The sequence below is a fragment of the Mesorhizobium sp. B3-1-8 genome (assembly GCF_006439495.1).
In the GTDB taxonomy this organism is placed as follows: Bacteria; Pseudomonadota; Alphaproteobacteria; order Rhizobiales; family Rhizobiaceae; genus Mesorhizobium.
Genome location: NZ_VFTK01000029.1, coordinates 35,718 through 54,136, shown reverse-complemented (window position 1 = coordinate 54,136; position 18,419 = coordinate 35,718). Strand labels below are relative to the sequence as shown.

17 protein-coding genes are annotated in these 18,419 nt (G+C 65.0%); 11 read left to right on the top strand and 6 right to left on the bottom strand.

Features of this window, described 5'->3' with window-relative positions:
• Nucleotides 1–13: 13 nt before the first annotated feature.
• The gene (locus FJ424_RS24160) at nt 14–799 is read left to right on the top strand and encodes a DUF1499 domain-containing protein (RefSeq protein ID WP_140657098.1); all 786 of its coding nucleotides are present in this window, start codon (nt 14–16) and stop codon (nt 797–799) included.
• Here FJ424_RS24160 and FJ424_RS24155 read toward each other — a convergent pair whose 3' ends face one another.
• On the bottom strand, nt 800–1,708 hold the full coding sequence (locus FJ424_RS24155; protein ID WP_140657096.1) for an MBL fold metallo-hydrolase: 909 nt from the start codon (nt 1,706–1,708) through the stop codon (nt 800–802).
• A gap of 220 nt (nt 1,709–1,928) precedes the next feature.
• Between FJ424_RS24155 and FJ424_RS24150 the strand changes: the two genes are divergently transcribed.
• The 7 genes from FJ424_RS24150 to FJ424_RS24120 all read left to right on the top strand — a co-directional run bounded on the left by FJ424_RS24150 (nt 1,929) and on the right by FJ424_RS24120 (nt 9,219).
• Nucleotides 1,929–2,519 carry a biotin transporter BioY gene (locus FJ424_RS24150; RefSeq protein WP_140657094.1) on the top strand — a complete coding sequence of 197 codons (591 nt, stop codon included), beginning with the start codon at nt 1,929–1,931 and terminating at the stop codon, nt 2,517–2,519.
• Nucleotides 2,520–2,739: 220 nt separating this feature from the next.
• Complete coding sequence (gene rfbA, locus FJ424_RS24145; protein WP_140657092.1) at nt 2,740–3,630, top strand: glucose-1-phosphate thymidylyltransferase RfbA; 891 nt, start codon at nt 2,740–2,742, stop codon at nt 3,628–3,630.
• On the top strand, nt 3,623–4,177 hold the full coding sequence (gene rfbC / locus FJ424_RS24140; RefSeq protein WP_140657090.1) for a dTDP-4-dehydrorhamnose 3,5-epimerase: 555 nt from the start codon (nt 3,623–3,625) through the stop codon (nt 4,175–4,177). The genes rfbA and rfbC overlap by 8 nt, the downstream gene beginning before the upstream one ends.
• Before the next feature lie 14 nt (nt 4,178–4,191).
• Nucleotides 4,192–5,361 (top strand): dTDP-glucose 4,6-dehydratase, encoded by a 1,170-nt coding sequence (rfbB, locus tag FJ424_RS24135; protein ID WP_246677339.1) that lies wholly within the window; start codon nt 4,192–4,194, stop codon nt 5,359–5,361.
• Nucleotides 5,358–6,260, top strand: coding sequence for a dTDP-4-dehydrorhamnose reductase (rfbD, locus tag FJ424_RS24130; RefSeq protein WP_140657088.1), 903 nt, complete (start codon nt 5,358–5,360; stop codon nt 6,258–6,260). Before rfbB ends, rfbD begins: the two co-directional genes overlap by 4 nt.
• Before the next feature lie 313 nt (nt 6,261–6,573).
• On the top strand, nt 6,574–8,598 hold the full coding sequence (locus FJ424_RS24125; RefSeq protein ID WP_181182117.1) for a nucleoside-diphosphate sugar epimerase/dehydratase: 2,025 nt from the start codon (nt 6,574–6,576) through the stop codon (nt 8,596–8,598).
• 90 nt (nt 8,599–8,688) lie between these two features.
• Nucleotides 8,689–9,219 (top strand): sugar transferase, encoded by a 531-nt coding sequence (locus FJ424_RS24120; RefSeq protein ID WP_140657086.1) that lies wholly within the window; start codon nt 8,689–8,691, stop codon nt 9,217–9,219.
• A 19-nt stretch (nt 9,220–9,238) separates the two neighbouring features.
• Here the strand turns inward: FJ424_RS24120 and FJ424_RS24115 are convergent, their stop codons facing one another.
• On the bottom strand, nt 9,239–10,210 hold the full coding sequence (locus FJ424_RS24115) for an NAD-dependent epimerase/dehydratase family protein (protein ID WP_140657084.1): 972 nt from the start codon (nt 10,208–10,210) through the stop codon (nt 9,239–9,241).
• A complete protein-coding gene (locus FJ424_RS24110; protein WP_140657082.1) occupies nt 10,207–11,499 on the bottom strand; it encodes an O-antigen ligase family protein in 1,293 nt (430 codons plus the stop codon). Before FJ424_RS24110 ends, FJ424_RS24115 begins: the two co-directional genes overlap by 4 nt.
• Nucleotides 11,500–11,954: 455 nt before the next feature.
• Between FJ424_RS24110 and cysD the strand changes: the two genes are divergently transcribed.
• Genes cysD through cysQ form a run of 3 tightly spaced genes read left to right on the top strand, consistent with a single transcriptional unit; the run spans nt 11,955 to nt 15,593 of the window.
• Nucleotides 11,955–12,860 carry a sulfate adenylyltransferase subunit CysD gene (gene cysD, locus FJ424_RS24105; protein WP_246672342.1) on the top strand — a complete coding sequence of 302 codons (906 nt, stop codon included), beginning with the start codon at nt 11,955–11,957 and terminating at the stop codon, nt 12,858–12,860.
• Nucleotides 12,861–12,862: 2 nt separating this feature from the next.
• On the top strand, nt 12,863–14,800 hold the full coding sequence (gene cysN / locus FJ424_RS24100; RefSeq protein WP_181182116.1) for a sulfate adenylyltransferase subunit CysN: 1,938 nt from the start codon (nt 12,863–12,865) through the stop codon (nt 14,798–14,800).
• 10 nt (nt 14,801–14,810) lie between these two features.
• Nucleotides 14,811–15,593, top strand: a complete 783-nt coding sequence (gene cysQ, locus FJ424_RS24095; RefSeq protein WP_181182118.1) for a 3'(2'),5'-bisphosphate nucleotidase CysQ — start codon at nt 14,811–14,813, stop codon at nt 15,591–15,593.
• A gap of 64 nt (nt 15,594–15,657) precedes the next feature.
• Here cysQ and FJ424_RS24090 read toward each other — a convergent pair whose 3' ends face one another.
• The 3 genes from FJ424_RS24090 to FJ424_RS24080 form a co-directional block, all read right to left on the bottom strand.
• A complete protein-coding gene (locus FJ424_RS24090) occupies nt 15,658–16,800 on the bottom strand; it encodes a DegT/DnrJ/EryC1/StrS aminotransferase family protein (RefSeq protein ID WP_140657078.1) in 1,143 nt (380 codons plus the stop codon).
• A gap of 251 nt (nt 16,801–17,051) precedes the next feature.
• Nucleotides 17,052–17,975, bottom strand: coding sequence for a carbohydrate kinase (locus FJ424_RS24085; RefSeq protein ID WP_140657076.1), 924 nt, complete (start codon nt 17,973–17,975; stop codon nt 17,052–17,054).
• On the bottom strand, nt 17,972–18,418 hold the full coding sequence (locus tag FJ424_RS24080; RefSeq protein WP_140657074.1) for an RbsD/FucU domain-containing protein: 447 nt from the start codon (nt 18,416–18,418) through the stop codon (nt 17,972–17,974). The genes FJ424_RS24085 and FJ424_RS24080 overlap by 4 nt, the downstream gene beginning before the upstream one ends.
• Nucleotide 18,419: the final 1 nt, after the last annotated feature.

The following is an 18,419-nucleotide window of genomic DNA, read 5'->3' as shown; positions in this document are numbered from 1 at the left end:
GACACGGCACAGAATGGCATCTATTCCTGAACGGCAGACGTCGAGGGCGGCCGGCTGGTCGCGGCGGATCGGGGCATTTTCCCTCGTCCTTTTGCTCACCGTCATTGCCGCCTACAGGCTGGGTCTCGTCGACACACCGCCTTTCCTGTGGGTGCTGGCGGTCGTGGCGCTGCTGGCGGCGCTTGCCCTGTTGCTGGCTGGTCTCGGTCTATCCAGGGTCTGGAGTTTCGGCGATCGCGGTGGCCGCGATCTCAGCATCGGCGCGCTGCTGGCGCTTCTGGTGCTGGCGCCATACGGCGTCGCCGTCTACTGGGCGACGATCTATCCGCCGCTGCGCGACATCTCGACCGATCTCGACGATCCGCCGGTGCTGGACACCAGCGAGCGCACCGCCGACATGAACGAGCTGTCGCCGCCCACCCCGGGCGAACAGAGCCTGCAGGCCGACGCCTATCCGTTAGTTAGCGGGCGCACCTACAACCTGCCTTTCGAAACCGTCGTCGACGCTGTTGAAACCGTGCTCGACCGCCGCGACTGGCAGCTGACGGCGCCTTATCCCGACATCAACGGCCAGAGCGAGGCGACCATCAATGCGCTGGCCAAGGGCTTCGTGCTCGGACTGCCGGCCGACGTCGCCATCCGCGTCACCGACGACGGCGAGCAGGTCGTCGTCGACATGCGCTCGGCTTCGCGCTACGGCCGCTACGACCTTGGCGACAATGCCGCCCGCATCACGGATTTCCTCGGCGAGCTCGACCAGGAGGTCGCCGGGCAGGTCGGCGCGGCGCCGGCCGAGTGATCAGCCGGCGGGACTGAAAACACCGTCGATGGCAGGCTCGCCGTCGGTTGCGACCAGGCCGCGCGCGACCAGATCCTCGAGATGGGCAAGCACCGAAAGCCCCGCGGCGCCGTGCAGCCGCGGGTCTGTGTCGCGATAGATCGCCGCGACCATTTCCGCGATCGTCCGGTCTCCGGCGCGGATGCGTTCCAGGATCGCCCTTTCGCGCATCTTGCGATGCGTCTTGAGGCCGCGCATGAACCTTCGCGGCGCGGTCACTGGCCCGCCGTGGCCCGGCAAAAGCAGGCGATCGTCGCGCGCCAGCAGCCTGTCGAGGGAGCTCATATAGTCGGCCATGGCGCCGTCCGGCGGCGCGACGATCGAGGTCGACCACGCCATGACATGGTCGGCTGAAAACAGGGTTCCGGTTCCCTCGAGGGCAAATACGGCGTGGTTGGCGGTGTGGCCGGGCGTCAGCACGGTGCGGATTGTCCAGCCGTCGCCCTCAGTCAGCGCATTGTCGGCCAGCACGACATCGGGAACGAAGCCAAGGTCGGCGCTGGCGTCGAGCGGATTGACCTCGCCGATGCGTAAAGGCCGTGCCGGTCGATGCGGGCCTTCGGCAAGCGTTGGCGCGCCGGTCAGCTCTTTCAATCGCGCCGCGAGCGGCGAATGGTCGCGATGGGTGTGGCTGACGAAGATGTGGCTGACCGGGCGGCCAGCGATCACGGTAAGCAACGTCTCGAGATGGACGTCATCTTCCGGCCCTGGGTCGATCACCGCCAGAGTCTCGCGGCCCACGAGATAGCTGTTGGTGCCGTGAAAGGTGAAAGGGCTCGGATTTCTGGCGGTGATGCGCAGCACATCCGGCGCAACCGCAACCGCCCGGCCATAGGCGGGATTGAAACTGGTGTCGAATTCAAGGGCCATGCCGGCGGGCTCCGTTGCAATGCGGCAAAATGATTGCCGCCCGATACGGAAGCCAATATAGGAAAATTAGTGCATGTCGCCCAAAAGTGCGCAGCGGTTTTGGGAGAACGACATGCATCGACACAAAGTCTGAAGCGCGTTGCCTGAAATCCGTTTCTGCGCGGCGCGCTTCAAGCCAGCAAATCAGCCACCCAATAGATTAGCCAGAATGGGGAAGACCATGGCAACTGCAACCACGATGCGCCCGCTTGTTTCTCTCACTCTGCCGGATCGGGGCGCTGCCCGGCTCGCGACTCAGATCTTCCTGGCACTCGTCGGAACCCTGCTGCTGACGCTTTCGGCCAAGACCAAAGTGGTGCTCGGCCCGGTCGACATTTCGCTGCAGACGCTGGCCGTGCTGTTGATCGCCTCGGCGTTCGGCCTGCGGCTGGCCGTCGCCACGCTCCTTCTCTACCTCGCCGAAGGTGCTTTTGGCTTGCCGGTTTTCCAGGGTACGCCGGAAAAGGGCATCGGCATCGCGTATATGCTGGGTTCGACGGGCGGCTATCTTGCCGGCTTCGTGGTCATGGCGGCGATCGCCGGCTGGGCCGCGGATCGCGGCTGGGACCGCAATCCGTTCAAGCTGTTCGGCGCTATGCTGACGGCGGAGGTCGTCATGATGGCCATCGGCTTTGCCTGGCTGGCGATCCTCATCGGGCCGGAAAAGTCCTGGCAGTTCGGCGTCCTGCCCTTCATCGTCGGCGACCTGATCAAGGTGGCTTTGGCCGCCAGCCTTGTGCCGGCCGTGTGGACATTGCTCAAGCGCGGCTGAGACAATCGGCGAGAAAAGGGCCGGCGGGCGACAAGCGCCGGCCGGCCCTTTTTCATGGCGCTGTCGGATTTCGCTCGAAACCGCCTTATGCCAGATGATAGAAAGCGATGAAGTAACGTCGGGAAGCAGTCGAAGCCGACATTGACAAGCCAGCGCCCGAAAACTAAGCACGGGCAACTTGGCGTCGAGGCGGGGGCCGCGGTAGCTCAAGGAGAGCTTGTTGAAAGGAATTATCCTTGCGGGCGGCAGCGGAACACGTCTCTATCCGCTTACATTAGCGATTTCTAAGCAGATACTGCCGATCTACGACAAGCCGATGATCTATTACCCGCTGAGCGTGCTGATGCTCGCGGGAATTCGCCAGATTCTCATCATCTCGACTCCGCGCGACTTGCCGGTCTTTCAGGCATTGCTGGGCGACGGTTCCGAATTCGGGCTGGAATTGTCCTATGCCGAGCAGCCGCAGCCCAACGGTCTCGCCGAAGCCTTCATCATTGGCCGCGAGTTCATTGGCAACGACAGCGTGTCGATGATCCTTGGCGACAACATCTATTTTGGCGGCGGCCTGTCGCAACTCTGCCGCGAGGCGGCGATCCGCGAGGGCGGCGCCTCGGTCTTTGCCTACTATGTCGACGATCCTGAGCGTTATGGCGTGGTTTCCTTCGACAAGGCCTCCGGCAAGGCTCTGACGATCGAGGAGAAGCCGCAAAAGCCGAAGTCCAACTGGGCCGTGACCGGTCTTTATTTCTACGACAACAACGTGGTCGACATTGCCTCGACGATCCGCCCTTCGGCGCGCGGCGAGCTCGAGATCACGGCGGTCAACAACGTCTATCTCGAGCGTGGCGAACTGCATGTCCACCGTCTCGGCCGCGGCTATGCCTGGCTCGACACCGGCACGCATGACAGCCTGCTCGAGGCATCGTCTTTCGTGCGCACGATCGAGCATCGCCAAGGCATCAAGATTGCGTGCCCCGAGGAGATTGCGCTGGAGCAGCACTGGATCAGCGCCGACAAGGTTCTGGATCGCGCCTTTCGGCTCGGCAAGAACGAATATGCCGCCTATTTGCGCCGGCGGGTGGCCGATCTGATGGAGGAACGCGGTGCTTGAGGTCAGGCCGCTCGGCCTCGATGGCGTGCTGGAGATCGTGCCCAAGCGGCATGGCGATGCACGCGGTTTTTTCAGCGAGACCTGGAATGCCGAACGCTTCGCCGAAGCCGGCATCGATCTCGCCTTCGTGCAGGACAACCATTCCTATTCCGCCGCGGCCGGTGTGCTGCGGGGCCTGCATTACCAGTTGCCGCCGCGCGCGCAAGCCAAGCTGCTGCGCGTCATCCGGGGCAGCGTGCTCGATGTCGCGGTCGACATCCGCCGTTCTTCGCCCACTTTCGGCAAATGGGAAGCGCTGGAGATATCGGCCGACAAGGGCAACCAGGTTCTGGTGCCGAAAGGCTTCGCGCATGGTTTCGTCACGCTCGTGCCGGATACCGAGGTGCTCTACAAGGTGACCGACACCTACTCGCCCGGGCACGACCGCTCGATCCGCTTCGACGACCCGGCGATCGGCATAAAATGGCCGGCGATCGCGGGCGGCTTCCAGCTTTCGGACAAGGACCGCAACGCGCCCTTGCTCGGCCTGGCGGAGGTGTTCGCGTGAGGAGGGATGGCGGCATGAATTTTCTGGTCACCGGAGGCGCCGGCTTCATCGGCTCGGCCGTGTGCCGGCATCTGTGCGCCAATCCGGCCTATCGCGTCACCAATCTCGACAAGCTGACCTATGCCGGCAACCTCGCATCGCTGAGGCCGATCGAGAACGCGCACAACTACCGCTTCGAGCAGGCTGATATCTGCGACGAGCGCGCGGTGCTGGAGATCTTGCGCCGCGACGACATCGACATCGTCATGAACCTCGCCGCCGAGAGCCATGTCGACCGCTCTATCGACGGCCCCGGCGCCTTCATCGAGACCAACATCGTCGGCACCTACCGCATCCTGAATGCCGCGCTGGAATACTGGCGCGGACTGTCCGAGACTCGCCAAGGCGGCTTCCGCTTCCATCATGTCTCGACCGACGAGGTCTTTGGCGACCTGCCTTTCGACGGCGGCATGTTCGTGGAGGAGACGCCTTACGCGCCGTCCTCGCCCTATTCGGCCTCGAAGGCGGCATCCGACCATCTGGTGCGGGCCTGGCACGAGACCTATGGCCTGCCGGTGGTGCTTTCCAACTGCTCGAACAATTATGGCCCCTATCATTTCCCGGAAAAGCTGATCCCGCTGGTCATCCTCAACGCGCTCGACGAGAAGCCACTGCCCGTCTATGGCGCCGGCGCCAATGTGCGCGACTGGCTGTTCGTCGAGGACCACGCGCGGGCCCTTGAACTGGTGGCCACCAGGGGGCAGCCGGGCGAGAGCTACAATGTCGGCGGCAATTCCGAGCGCACCAATCTCGGCGTCGTCGAGGCGATTTGCGATCTTCTCGACCTGCGGCGGCCGCGCGCCGGCGGCAAGCGCCATCGCGAGCTGATCGCCTTCGTCACCGACCGCCCCGGCCATGACCGGCGCTATGCGATCGACGCCTCCAAGATCGCGCGCGACCTCGGCTGGGCGCCGCGGGAGGACTTCGACAGCGGCCTGGCAAGGACCGTCGACTGGTATCTCGACAACAAATGGTGGTGGGGGCCGATCCGCGAGCAGCGCTACGACGGCGCGCGGCTGGGCCGAGCTACGGCGCAAAAGCGCCCGATCGAAAACGCCCCGGTCGAGAACGCCCAGATCGAAAATGCAAGGGTCGAAAGCAGCCCGGCCGGGAACGCGGCCGAGAGCAGGAAGGTGACCACGTGAGGCTTGCCGTCACCGGACGCGAGGGCCAAGTCGCCGCAAGCCTGGTCGAGGCGGCGCGGGGCCGCGACGATGTCGAGGTCGTCGCCGTCGGCCGGCCGGCGCTCGACCTGGCGCGGCCAGACACGGTGTTCGCAGCCCTTGAAGCGGCAAGGCCCGACATCGTCGTTTCCGCCGCCGCCTACACCGCCGTGGACCAGGCCGAGGACGAGAAGGATCTGGCGTTCGCCGTGAACGCCACCGGCGCCGGCAAGGTGGCCGAAGCCGCGGCAAGGCTCGGCGTGCCCGTCATCCATCTGTCGACCGACTATGTGTTCGACGGCACCAAGAACGGCGCCTATGTCGAAACCGACCCGACCGCCCCGCTCGGCGTCTACGGCGCCTCCAAGCTCGCCGGCGAAGAGGCTGTGGCGGCCGCTAACCCCCGCCACCTCATCCTGCGCACCGCCTGGGTCTACAGCCCCTTCGGCAGGAATTTCGTCAAGACGATGCTGCGCCTCGCCGCAGACCGCGACGAGATCGCGGTCGTCGCCGATCAATGGGGCAATCCGACATCCGCGCATGATATTGCCGAGGCGATCCTGCATGCGGCGGCGAAACTGGTCGACGACAGCAATTTCGCCGCCTTCGGCGTCTACCATCTGGCGGGCACCGGTGAGATCAACTGGAGCGGCTTTGCCCGTCACATCCTGGATACGAGCCAGGCCCTTGGCGGTCCGCATGCCCGTATCCTCGACATCGCAACCGCCGATTACCCGACAAAGGCAAGGCGGCCGGCCAATTCGCGGCTATCGAGCGCGAAATCGGCGGCTGCATTCAGGTGGACCGCTCCGGATTGGCGGGAATCGACCGGAGCTGCCGTAGGTCGTATCGTCGCCGACCGTTCGGCCTCGGGACGTTGATCGACAGCCCGTGCCATGGAATAGGTCCGAAGCGATCTGGCGCGCCGTATAGAGACAGTCCGATGCGATGAACGAGGCGCCGTAGAAGGATGCTCTGAGATGACCGCGGGGGAGCAAATGGCCATGCCCTGCCCCTTCGTCAACACTACAGCGCAATGCAAACAAAAAACCTCTGGCTCTCCCGCTCGCTCCGCGCTAAGGCGATAACCGGGTTACGGGGGTAGGGGATTTGCAATCCAGGGTGGTGCCGGACGCTGGTCGGGCCGGCGCCGTTCTGGTAGGCATATCCCGCGCCTGGAGCCAGTACTGCCCAATGACCGCATACGTAGAAGCCGTATCGGAACTCCGACCGAGGATGCGGCGCGCCATCATCATGGTCCAGGACCTCGTCATGGTCCTGGTCGCGGTTGCGCTTAGCCTCATCCTGTCGCAGTCGCGGCTTTCCTTCGACGCGTTCTCTTCCGGCGGGCTGGCCTGCTGGGCGCTCATCGTGCTCATCGCCCATCTGCTGTTCCGATCCAGCGGCCTCTACAACACCGTCTGGCGCTTTGCCTCCACGCCCGACTTCTTCAACATCCTGAAGGGCTGCGGCAGCCTGACGGTGATTCTCTATCTGGCCTCGCTTGCCTTCCGCTTCTTCTTCCAGCCGGTCGCCGGCCTCAACGAGCGCCAGTTCATCGTCTTCTTCCTGGTCTCCTTCACCATCATTTCGGCGCCCAGGCTCTATTATCGCTTCCTGCGCGACGGCGCGAGCTGGCGCATCCTGCGCCGCGCCGCCGGCGATGCCTCGACCAAGCAGGCGCTGTTCATCGGCCGGCTGAGCGAGGCGGACCTGATCGTCCGCTTCACCCGCACGGCCATGCCTGCCGAATACGCCATCGCCGGCATCATGGCCACCGAGAGCGACGCGCCGCTCGGCACGCGGATCCAGGGCGTTCCGGTCGTGGCGCTGCGGCCGCGCCTGGTCGAGGTGCTGGAGGAATATGTCAAGGGCACGGAAAACCTCGACCTCCTGATCTTCGGCCAGGGGGTCGAGCGCGAGATCGAGGACTATGCCGAGCTGGTGCGCATCGCCCGCCACAGCGGCATCGCCGTCGTCCAGTTTTCCGGCCTGTCGGAACTGGGGCAGGGCGGCAAGCTGGTTCTCGATGCCGTCGAGATGGCGACCATCATGCGCCGTTCGGCGGTCGCCACCGACATCACGCGCATCGGCGCCTTCGTCGGCGGCAAGCGCGTGATGGTCACCGGCGGCGCCGGCTCCATCGGCCGCGTGCTGATCAAGCGCGCGCTGGAACTGGGCGCCGAGGCGGTGCTGGTGGCCGACAATTCCGAGTTCGGCATCTTCCAGCTCGATCAGCAGACCGACGACGGCGACCGCGACCGGCTGACCAGCCGCATCGTCGACGTCACCGACCGGCCTCACATGACGCGCCTCGTCAGCGAGTTCAAACCCGCGATCATCTTTCACGCCGCGGCGCTGAAGCACGTGCCGCTGCTCGAGGAGAACTGGGAAGCGGCGATCGAGACGAATGTCTTCGGCACGCTCGCCTGCGCCGAGATCGCCGCCGAATGCGGGGTGCCGCAGTTCCTGCTGATTTCCAGCGACAAGGCCGTCGACCCGACTTCGGTGCTGGGCGTCACCAAGCGGGCGGCCGAACAGGTCGTCTCCTCGCTGCATGAAGCCCAGGCGGCCTCGCGGCCGCTGCGTGCCGGCGCGGCAAATGGCCACCATGCCGGCGCCCCCGATCTGCGTCATTCGGGCACGAAATTCATCGCCGTGCGCTTCGGCAACGTCTTCGGCTCCAACGGCTCGGTGGCGACCATCTTCCAGGCGCAGATCGAGGCCGGCGGGCCGGTCACCATCACCGACCGGCGCATGACCCGCTATTTCATGACCGTGGCCGAGGCCGTCGACCTCGTCATCATGTCGGCCGCCGACGCCGAGCAGCGCCGGGGCGCGGATGACTACGCCATCTACATGCTCGACATGGGCAAGCCCGTGCCGATCCTGGAAGTCGCCGAAACCATGATCCGCATGGCCGGCAAAAGCCCCTATACCGACATTCCGATCCGCTTCACCGGCATCAGGCCCGGCGAGAAGCTGCACGAGACGCTGCATGCCGAGAACGAGGAGGTGGTCAAGCTCGACACCGCCAAGATCTTCGGCCTCAGGACCGGCGTCATCGAATGGCCGAAGATCGAGGCGGCCCTGCCGGCGTTGGTGGCCGCGATGCACGATCGCGACAAGACCGCCGCGCTTACGGTGCTGGCGGGGCTACATCAGGACCAGAACATTCCAGATCGCGACATGCCGAAAGCGGCAGGGCAAACGGCTTAGCCTGACTTGTTCATGCGCAGCCACCCAAGTGTACCCGAATACAGGCTGGATGTGCCGCTATTGTTCCCCTTTTGGCGACGGATCTGAGCGATGACCGCGAAGCGCGCGCTTGACCTCGCGGTCGCTGTTCCGATGCTGGTGGTGGCGGCTCCCGTCCTGCTTGTCGCGATGCTGGCAATCAGCGCGACGTCGCCCGGTCCGGCCATCTTCTCGCAGATCCGCGTCGGCCGGGGAGGAGCCCTCTTTGCCTGCCGCAAATTGCGCACGATGTATCGCGCAACGCCTTCCTTGCCCACGCACGAAGCGCCGGCCGGTTCGGTCACCGCGGTCGGCAAGGTGCTGCGGGCAACCAAGATCGACGAATTGCCGCAGCTCTGGAACGTGCTCAACGGCGAGATGAGCCTTGTCGGCCCTCGTCCATGCCTGCCGACGCAGGCGGAACTGATCGAACGGCGCAGGGAACTGGGCGTGCTCGCCGCACTTCCAGGCATTACAGGGCTCGCGCAGATCAAGGGGATCGACATGTCCGATCCAAAACTTTGCGCGGAAACCGACGCGGCCTACATCAAGGCCGCCTCGACCAGCCTGGACCTGAAGATATTGCTGGCTACGTTCTTTTGAGGCGCTTCCGCACGGAAAGCTACGGCGAAGGCGCCGAACCTGGCCGCTTTCCGGAATCGCTCTGACCGGCCTGCCGCGCCAGTTCCTCAAGCCGGCCGAGCGTGTCGGTTTCCGGCATCCAGCCTTCCGAGGCCAGCAGGGACGGGTCACAGATCTGCGTCGCCATGAAGGCTTGCCATGACGCCTGCCGGCCAAGCAGCGTGGCCAGCAGGCGCAGCGGCCAGGCCGGCATGGGGAAAAGCCGGGCCGGCCGGCCGTATCCGCGCCGGAACGCGGTGATGATTTCGGACATCGCAACCGGCGAAGCATCGCTGAGCGCATAGATCGGGCGCGGCGGCGCGGGACGGGTCACAAGATGCGTCACGGCGCCGGCCACGGCGTCTTGCGAGACGAGCGAGCGAACCGCCGTCAGGGCGGCTGCCGGCAGCGGCAGGCCGTTGGCGGCGAGGCGCGTCAGCCCGCGCAGATTTCCCTTCATGCCTTCGCCATAGACCGGCGGCAGCCGCAGCGCCGTCGCCCCGGCGCGCCCTGCCGCTGCGAAAGCCTCCAGCGTTTTGATCTCGCCTTCGCGCTTGGAACGCCCATAGGCGTCTTGCGGGGCAGGGGGCGTGGCCTCGTCGATGGTGCCGCTGAAACCGGCGCCCACCACGGCTCGGATCGAGGAAAGATAGATGAAGCGCCCGGCGGTGCGCGTGGCCGCCGCCTGGGCGAGCCGTCCGGTCAGCATCGCATTGACGGCTTGGAAGTCGGCAGCGCCGGCGTTGCGGTCATTGTTGAGCGCCGCGCAGTGGACGACATGCGTCACCTCGCGCATCAGCGCCAGGAAGGCTTCCTGCGGCGCATCGGCGCCGGGCAGCGCGACGGCATCGTCCACGCCCGCCAGTTGCTGCGGCTGGCGGGAGGCGATCCGTATGCCGAATCCGGCCTCGCGCAACCGGCTGACGACCCGGCGTCCAATGAAGCCTGTCGCGCCGGTGACCAGGACCTTCATGGTTGCAGGCTGGCGTCCGGCGCCGCCGCAGGCGCGCTTTTCCCGGTTGGCGCTGCCGTCCGCCCGGATGCAAGGTAGGTCCCCGAGATCAGGAACACCATCAGCGTTGCATCGAGGATGTCGTGGCCGACCAGGATGCCGGCCATTCCGCCGGTGAGATAGGTGATGACCGCGACAAGGACCATCGTCGCGCCGAACCGCTCCACCGGATCGACGCTGAGGCGCAGTGTCCGTGCCGCGTTCCAGGCGGCGACGACGAAAATCGACGCCAGGGCCAGCGCCCCCAGCAGACCGGCCTCGACCAGCGCGGTCAGGAAGCCATTGTGAAAATGGCTGAAACCCGCGCTTAGGCCGAACTGCTCGTGAAAACCCTGCTTCATCAGCGCCCGGCTCGCCGAGATGCCATGGCCGAAAATCGGCATGTCGCGAAACGCGGCAAAGCCGATTTCCCACATCGCCACGCGCAGGCCGAGCGCCGTCGAATGGTCACCATTGGCGTTCAGCGCATCCCAGTCGCTGACCAGGAAGTCGGTTCTATCCAGCACGGCGCGGGAGCCGATGGCGGCGATCACAAGGGCGACCACGACGCCGATCGCCACGAAGCGTGCCAGGCTGGCGCCGGTGAACCGGCGACGGTTGATGAGAAGCACGACGATGCTGGCGATCGGCACGGCCACCCAGATCATGCGCGATCCCGAATAGACAATCGCAATGGCTCCGGCGACCGCCGCCAGGACCAGAAGCTTCCAGCGTTTCTCGATGCCCGACAGCGCGCCGGCAAGGCATGTCATGACGGCAAGGCAGGTAACGGTCGCGAAGACGATCGGATTGCCGGCGCCGCCCTCCGCCCTCACACCGAGCCGATGATACTGGAACACGGCCATCGCCAGCGCGCCGAAGCAGGCCGCGGTGCTGGCCAGGATGGCGATGCGTGCCAGCGCGCTCTTCTCGGTGATGCTCCAGGTCGAATAGGAGATGGGGAACAGCAGGAAGGTGATCAACGGCAGGAAAAATCGTAGATCGGCGGCCAGCGTGCCGTTGACGATCGAAGCCAGAACCATGGCCGCGCAATAGGCGTAGATCGTCACCGTGACGGCGAGCATCGGCCGGTCGATGTTGAAGCGCCGGCGTTTCGCGGCCAGAAGCATCGCGGACCACACACCACCGGCATTGAAGGCGATGCTGACCAGCGAGCCAAGCACCGGCGGCGAAAAAAAGCAGACGATCGAGAAAAAGACGTTGATCTGTGCGGGCGTGAGGTGGCGCCGGAGCGTTGTAAACGGGTTCAAATGCTTGCTTCGCAATTTTCCAGGTTGCGCCCGGATCCATGGAGCCAGCCAGAGGCCGCCTCGCCGATCTCCGTTTGCCGCGCCTTGCCCGTTCCCCGAGCCCGTATAGCGGCTGGCGCCGCTCCGCGATAGTGCGGTCGACGATGTTGCGGCAGAAATCCCCGATCAGGCCACGATCGGACGGCCTCGGAATTCCCCGGACGCCACGGGCTTTCTCCGCTTCCGCGTTTTCGATGGCTCCGGCAGGATTTTCCGCTTTGCCGGCCGCGCTTGGAAAATTCGTTCTCTAATCACCTCGCGCCGCGCGGGTCTTGCATTGTTATCGGCGGCGCCGATCTGTTAGAACGCCCGCACGAAACAGTTTGTCCGAAGTGAAATCTGCGCCCGGCGGGCATGGAATTGCGCCTGCGATGCAAGATTTCCGCTCCACGGCACGAAAGAACGCTCGACGCTCCATGAATATCGCGCTCACGCATCTGCAGCGGCTCGAGGCCGAATCCATCCACATCTTCCGCGAGGTCGCGGCATCTTTCTCCAAGCCGGTGATGCTCTATTCGGTCGGCAAGGATTCGTCCGTGCTGATGCATCTGGCGATGAAGGCCTTCTATCCGGCCAAGCCGCCTTTCCCGTTCCTGCATGTCGACACCACCTGGAAGTTCCGCGAGATGATCGCCTTTCGCGATCAGATGGCGCAGAAGCTTGGCTTCGACCTTTTGGTTCATGTCAATGAGGATGGTGTTCGCGAGGGCATCAACCCCTTCGATCATGGCTCCAACACCCACACCCATGTGATGAAGACGGTGGCGTTGCGCCAGGCGCTCGACAAATACGGCTTCGACGCCGCATTCGGCGGCGCCCGTCGCGACGAGGAGAAGTCGCGCGCCAAGGAGCGCATCTTTTCCTTCCGCAACGCCCAGCACGCCTGGGACCCGAAGAACCAGCGGCCGGAAATGTGGAAGATCTTCAACACCCGCATCGCGCCGGGCGAATCGATCCGCGTCTTCCCGCTGTCCAACTGGACCGAGCTCGACATCTGGCAGTACATTCTGCAGGAAAACATCCCGATCGTGCCACTCTATTTCGCCAAGGAGCGGCCGGTGGTCGAGCGCGACGGCATGCTGATCATGAAGGACGATGACCGCATGCAGCTGCGCCCCGGCGAGGCGGTCGAGAACCGGCTCGTGCGCTTCCGCACGCTGGGATGCTACCCGCTGACCGGCGCGATCGAGTCCGACGCCGACACGCTGGAGGCCATTGTCGGCGAGATGCTGACCGCGCGCACCTCCGAGCGCCAGGGCCGCCTCATCGACCGCGACGAGGCCGGCTCGATGGAAAAGAAGAAGCGCGAGGGTTATTTCTGATAATGCGCCACATCATGGCAAAAAGCCTCGCCCCGACCGATTCGATCCGCGACTACATGGCCGCGCAGGAGAAGAAGTCGCTGCTGCGCTTTCTCACCTGCGGCTCGGTCGACGACGGCAAGTCGACGCTGATCGGGCGGCTGCTCTCCGACACCAAGCAGATCTTCGAGGACCAGCTTGCGGCGCTAGAGAAGGATTCGCGCAAGCACGGCACCACCGGCGACGACATCGATTTCGCGCTGCTGGTCGACGGGCTGGAGGCGGAGCGCGAGCAGGGCATCACCATCGATGTCGCCTATCGCTTCTTCGCCACGCCGAAGCGCAAGTTCATCGTCGCCGACACGCCCGGTCATGAGCAGTACACGCGCAATATGGCGACGGGCGCCTCGACCGCCGATCTCGCCATCGTTCTGATCGACGCGCGCCAGGGCGTGCTTCGCCAGACCAGGCGTCATTCGATCATCGCCTCGCTGCTCGGCATCCGGCACATCGTGCTTGCGGTCAACAAGATCGACCTCGTCGGCTTCGACGAGACCGTGTTCGACCGGATCGTCACCGACTATGGCGAGTTCGCGAAGGAGCTGGGCTTCGTCAGCATCGCGCCGATCCCGATGTCGGCGCGCTTCGGCGACAACGTCACCAGCCGTTCGGAGCGCACGCCCTGGTATTCCGGGCCATCGCTGATCGAGCATCTCGAAACCGTGTCGGTCGACGAGGCCGCCGTCGAGCTGCCTTTCCGCTTCCCAGTCCAGTATGTGAACCGCCCGAACCTCGATTTCCGCGGCTTCGCCGGGACCATCGCCTCGGGTGTGGTCTCTGAAGGAGACGAGGTCGTCGTGGCCAAGTCGGGCAAGGCGTCCCGGGTCAAGCGCATCGTCGCGCAGGGCGGCGATCTCGAGCAGGCGGTTGCCGGCCAGGCGGTCACGCTCGTCCTCGAGGACGAAGTGGAGGTGTCGCGCGGCAACTTGCTGGTGTCGCCGGCCGCGCGGCCGCAGGTCGCCGATCAGTTCGCCGCCAACATCGTCTGGTTCGACGAGCAGGCGCTGCTGCCCGGCCGCTCCTACGTCTTGCGCACCGAAACCGATCAGGTCAGCGCCACCGTCACCGAGCTGAAATACCGGGTCAACGTCAACGATTTCGCGCGTGAGGCGGCGAAGTCGCTCGACATCAACGAGGTCGGCGTCTGCAACCTCTCGACCCGCGCGCCGATCGCCTTCGATTCGTTCGCCGAGAACCGCACCACCGGCGCCTTCATCCTGATCGACCGCATCACCAACGCCACCGTCGGCGCCGGAATGATCCTGCATTCGCTGCGCCGCGCCGAAAACATCCATTGGCAGTCGCTCGATGTCGGCAAGCGCGGCCGCTCCGACTTGAAGAACCAGCGTCCGGCGGTGTTCTGGTTCACCGGGCTCTCCGGTTCCGGCAAGTCGACCATCGCCAATTTGTTCGAGAAGAAGCTGTTCGCGTCCGGGCGACACACCTATATCCTCGACGGCGACAATGTCCGCCACGGCCTCAATCGCGATCTCGGCTTCACCGACGCCGACCGCGTGGAAAACATCCGCCGTGTCGCCGAGGTGGCCAAGCTGATGGCCGATGCCGGCCTGATCGTCATCGTCTCCTTCATCTCGCCCTTCGCCGCCGAACGACGCGTAGCGCGCGAGCTGATGGCCGAAGGCGAGTTCGTCGAGGTCTTCGTCGATACGCCTTTCGAGGAATGCGCAAGGCGGGATCCGAAGGGCCTTTACGCGCGCGCTTTGAGCGGCGAGATCAAGAATTTCACCGGCGTGGATTCTCCTTATGAGGCGCCGCAGAATCCGGAAATTCACCTGAAGACTCTCGGCAGGAGCCCGCAGGAGATGGCGGAAGCCCTGGAACACTGGCTGACCGAGCGCGACATTGCCGAGGAGCAGTACGACAATGGCGGCGGTATCTGACGACGAGGCGATGTTGGGCGTCTTCGAGCGCCTGGCGCTCGAAGCCGGGCGCGAGGTGATGCGCGTCTTCCACGAGGGCTGCGCCGTCGACAGCAAGGCCGACTCTTCGCCGGTGACGGAAGCCGACCGCGAAAGCGAGAAGATCATCTTGGCCGGTCTGCGCGCCGCCTATCCGGAAATCCCTTGCGTGGCCGAGGAGGAGGTTGCGGCAGGTGTTTCAACGCCCGACCTCGACGGCGCTTTCTTCCTGATCGATCCGCTCGACGGCACCAAGGAATTCGTCAACCGCCGCACCGATTTCACCGTCAACATCGCGCTGGTCCGCCATGGCGTACCGGAAGTCGGCGTCGTTTTCGCGCCGTGCACGGGGCGCTTTTTCTCCGGACGACCCGGCAAGGCCGAGGCGCTCGAGGTCGATGCCGACTATCGCGTGGCCGGCCGCCGGCCGATCACGGTGCGGGCAGGCGGCTCGCCGCTTGCGGTCGTCGCCAGCCGCTCGCACAACACGCCGGAGACCGATGCCTTCATCCGCGACCTCGGCGCGGCCGAGATCGTCTCGATAGGCTCGTCGCTGAAATTCTGCCTGCTCGCCGCGGCGGAAGCCGACGTCTATCCGCGCTTCGGCCGCACCATGGAATGGGATACGGCGGCGGGCGACGCGGTGTTGCGCGCCGCCGGCGGCATGACGCGCACCCTGGACGGCGAGCCGCTCGTCTACGGCAAGCGCAACCAGGCGAGCGACAGCGATTTCGCCAACCCGCATTTCATCGCGACGGGGAAGAGCGCGGCTTAGGGCAGCGTTGCCAATTATCGATGCCGGCGGGACAGAGGGGCGCCCGGCGCCGACCTTTCAGGCTTTAAGCCGCCGCCACATGTGCCGAGTTCGACCCGATATAATTGCGGATCGTCTCGATGATGCGGTCCTGGTCGGCCTCGCTCAAATAGGCGTGCATCGGCAGGCAGAGGATCTGCTTTGGCAATGCCTCCGAGACGGCGAGGCCGGTCGGCGTGCGCGGATAATCCTTGTAGGCCACCTGCTCGTGCAGCGGCTTCACATAATAGATCACCGACGGAATGCCCTTTTCGCCGAGATGGGCCTTGAGCCCGTCGCGTTTCGGCGTCTCGATCGCATACTGCGCCCAGGCCGAGCGGCCATGGCCAAGATTGCGCGACGCCTTGACGATGTCGCCGAGGCCCTTGGCATAGCGGTCGGCGACGATCTGGCGCGCCACCATCTCATCCTCGAGGATGGCGAGCTTTTCGATCAGGATCGCCGCCTGCAGCGTGTCGAGGCGCGAATTGATGCCGACGCGGACATTGTCATATTGCGTCTCGCCCTTGCCGTGGAAGGCGAAGGAGCGGAGCTTGTCGGCCAGCGCGCCGTCATTGGTGAACATGGCGCCGCCGTCGCCATAGCAGCCAAGCGGCTTGGCAGGGTAAAAACTGGTCGAGCCGACATGGCCAAAAGCGCCGCACATTTTGACGTCGGCGGAACCGCCCATCGACTGCGCGGCATCCTCGATCACCAGAAGGTTCTCGCGCTTGGCGATCGCCATGATCGCCTCGTAGTCCGCGGAGAGCCCGAACAGGTCGACGGGGATGATCGCCCTCGGCTTCAGCCTTCCTTCCTTCTTGATCATATCGATCGCCGCCTCGAGGCTGGCGATGTCGATGTTGTAGGTGTCGCGGTCGACGTCGACGAAGACCGGCTCGGCCTTGGCTAGCGCCACCACTTCGGCGGTGGCGGCAAAAGTGAAGCTCGGCACGAACACCGCATCGCCCGGGCCGATGCCGGCGGCAAACAGCGGCAGAAGCAGCGCGTCGGTGCCGTTGGCGCAGGCGACCACATGCTTGACGCCGATATAGGCCGCCAGCTTGTCCTCGAATTCGGCGACCTGCGGGCCGAGGATATAGCGGCCGTCCTCGACGACTTTGTCGATAGCGACCTTCAGCCGGTCGCGGATACGTTCGCGCTGCGCGCCAAGATCGATGAACTGCATGTCGGCCTCAATGCCTGTAAAACCGGCCCGCTGGTAACAGACTTGAACCGGCTGAGAAAGCCGGCGGCGGCCGGCGCAAATTGCTTATGTGTCGCAGCGTGTTACCGACTTTACCGGCGCAATGCCTGAAAAAGCCGGAAATCCGAGCTTTGAGAGGCGTTTTCCGGCCTCTCTTATCGCGTCGTTCCACCGATGGGAAACATAAAGTGATCGGCCGCGAAGGGCGGGCTCACGTCAGTCCCCGCGCCGGATCAGGCGATCTCGTGCCGCCATGGCGGGTTGGCGCCGGCTCGCGAAACCGTTACCGCGGCGGCCTTGGCGCCTAGTTCCAGCGCCTTGCGGATGGCGTCCTCGGAGAGGCTGCCGATCGCCGCCTTGGTGAGCAGGCCCTGCTCGTGCAGCGAAGCCAGGATGCCGGCATTGAACGTGTCGCCGGCGCCGACCGTATCGATGACCTTCACCTTCTGCGGCATGACGGTGACCTTGTGCGCCTTGCTGTAGCCGACGGCGCCTTCGCCGCCATGAGTGACGACGATCAGCTGCGGCCCACGCTCCAGCCAGTTGCGCACCACATCCTCGTGCGAGCCGGCCTCGTCGAACCATTTCAGGTCCTCGTCCGACAATTTCACGATGTCGGCCATCGCCATCATCTCGCGGATGCGCCGAAGATGCTTGGCCTTGTCCGGGATGAAGTTCGGCCGGATGTTGGGGTCGAGCATCATGACGCGGCTTTGGTGCTCGCGTCGCATGAATTCCTCATAGGCCGAGCCCGCCGGCTCAGAGATCAGGCTGATGGCGCCGAACAGCATCGCCTCGATCTCGGCCCCGAGCTTCGGCAGGTCCTCGATGGTCAGCATGCGCCCGGCGGTGTTCTCGTCATAGAAAGTGTAGGTCGCCTGGCCGTTGGTGAGCCGCACGAAGGCGAGCGTGGTCGGGCGAGGGGAGGTGTGCGCATAGGTGGAGCTTACCTTGCTGGCGCCCAGCGCCTCGCGGAATTGGCCGCCGAACAGGTCGGAGGAGAGGCCGGAAAAGAAGCCTGCCGGGGCGCCGAGCCGGCCGAGCGCGATCGCCGAGTTGAACACCGCGCCGCCGACATAGGGCGCGAAGGCCGCTTCGCCTTCCGTTGTGGTGCGCGGCAGCATGTCGATCAGGGCTTCGCCACAGCAAAGGATCATGTCGTCTCGGTCTCCGGCGGATGGATCACGCCCTTGCGGATGATGATGTTGGCAAAGAGCCTGGGTTCGCTGGTCGCCACGATGGCGTGCGCGGCCTTGACGCGTGCATAGAAGTCGGGCCCGGCCAGCGCAACCACCTTGTGGCCCGGCGCGCGCGTGGCGCAAACCGCTTCCATCTCGCGATGCACCGGGTCGGCGAGCGCCGGGTCGCCATGCACCGAGGCACGGAACAAAGCCTCCGGCACCGCCTCGTCCACCGGCAGCACGCTGAGCACGGCGTCGAGGACGGCTATGACGTGGTGGCCGTCCGCGCGGATGAGCCGCCGCGCCTGTTCCTCGGCCGGATAATTGCCGTCGACGATCGCGATCTCGTCGCCATGGCCCATTGCCCTGAGCGTCGCCAGGAACTGGGGCCCGAGCAGCGACGGGATGCCGATCAGCATG

Coding starts and splice junctions, on each gene's coding strand:
- FJ424_RS24160 (WP_140657098.1), top strand. CDS start 14: ATGGCATCTATTCCTGAACGGCAGACGTCGAGGGCGGCCGGCTGGTCG.
- FJ424_RS24155 (WP_140657096.1), bottom strand. CDS start 1,708: ATGGCCCTTGAATTCGACACCAGTTTCAATCCCGCCTATGGCCGGGCG.
- FJ424_RS24150 (WP_140657094.1), top strand. CDS start 1,929: ATGGCAACTGCAACCACGATGCGCCCGCTTGTTTCTCTCACTCTGCCG.
- rfbB (WP_246677339.1), top strand. CDS start 4,192: ATGAATTTTCTGGTCACCGGAGGCGCCGGCTTCATCGGCTCGGCCGTG.
- FJ424_RS24125 (WP_181182117.1), top strand. CDS start 6,574: ATGACCGCATACGTAGAAGCCGTATCGGAACTCCGACCGAGGATGCGG.
- FJ424_RS24120 (WP_140657086.1), top strand. CDS start 8,689: ATGACCGCGAAGCGCGCGCTTGACCTCGCGGTCGCTGTTCCGATGCTG.
- FJ424_RS24115 (WP_140657084.1), bottom strand. CDS start 10,210: ATGAAGGTCCTGGTCACCGGCGCGACAGGCTTCATTGGACGCCGGGTC.
- cysD (WP_246672342.1), top strand. CDS start 11,955: ATGAATATCGCGCTCACGCATCTGCAGCGGCTCGAGGCCGAATCCATC.
- cysN (WP_181182116.1), top strand. CDS start 12,863: ATGCGCCACATCATGGCAAAAAGCCTCGCCCCGACCGATTCGATCCGC.
- cysQ (WP_181182118.1), top strand. CDS start 14,811: ATGTTGGGCGTCTTCGAGCGCCTGGCGCTCGAAGCCGGGCGCGAGGTG.
- FJ424_RS24090 (WP_140657078.1), bottom strand. CDS start 16,800: ATGCAGTTCATCGATCTTGGCGCGCAGCGCGAACGTATCCGCGACCGG.
- FJ424_RS24085 (WP_140657076.1), bottom strand. CDS start 17,975: ATGATCCTTTGCTGTGGCGAAGCCCTGATCGACATGCTGCCGCGCACC.
- FJ424_RS24080 (WP_140657074.1), bottom strand. CDS start 18,418: ATGCTGATCGGCATCCCGTCGCTGCTCGGGCCCCAGTTCCTGGCGACG.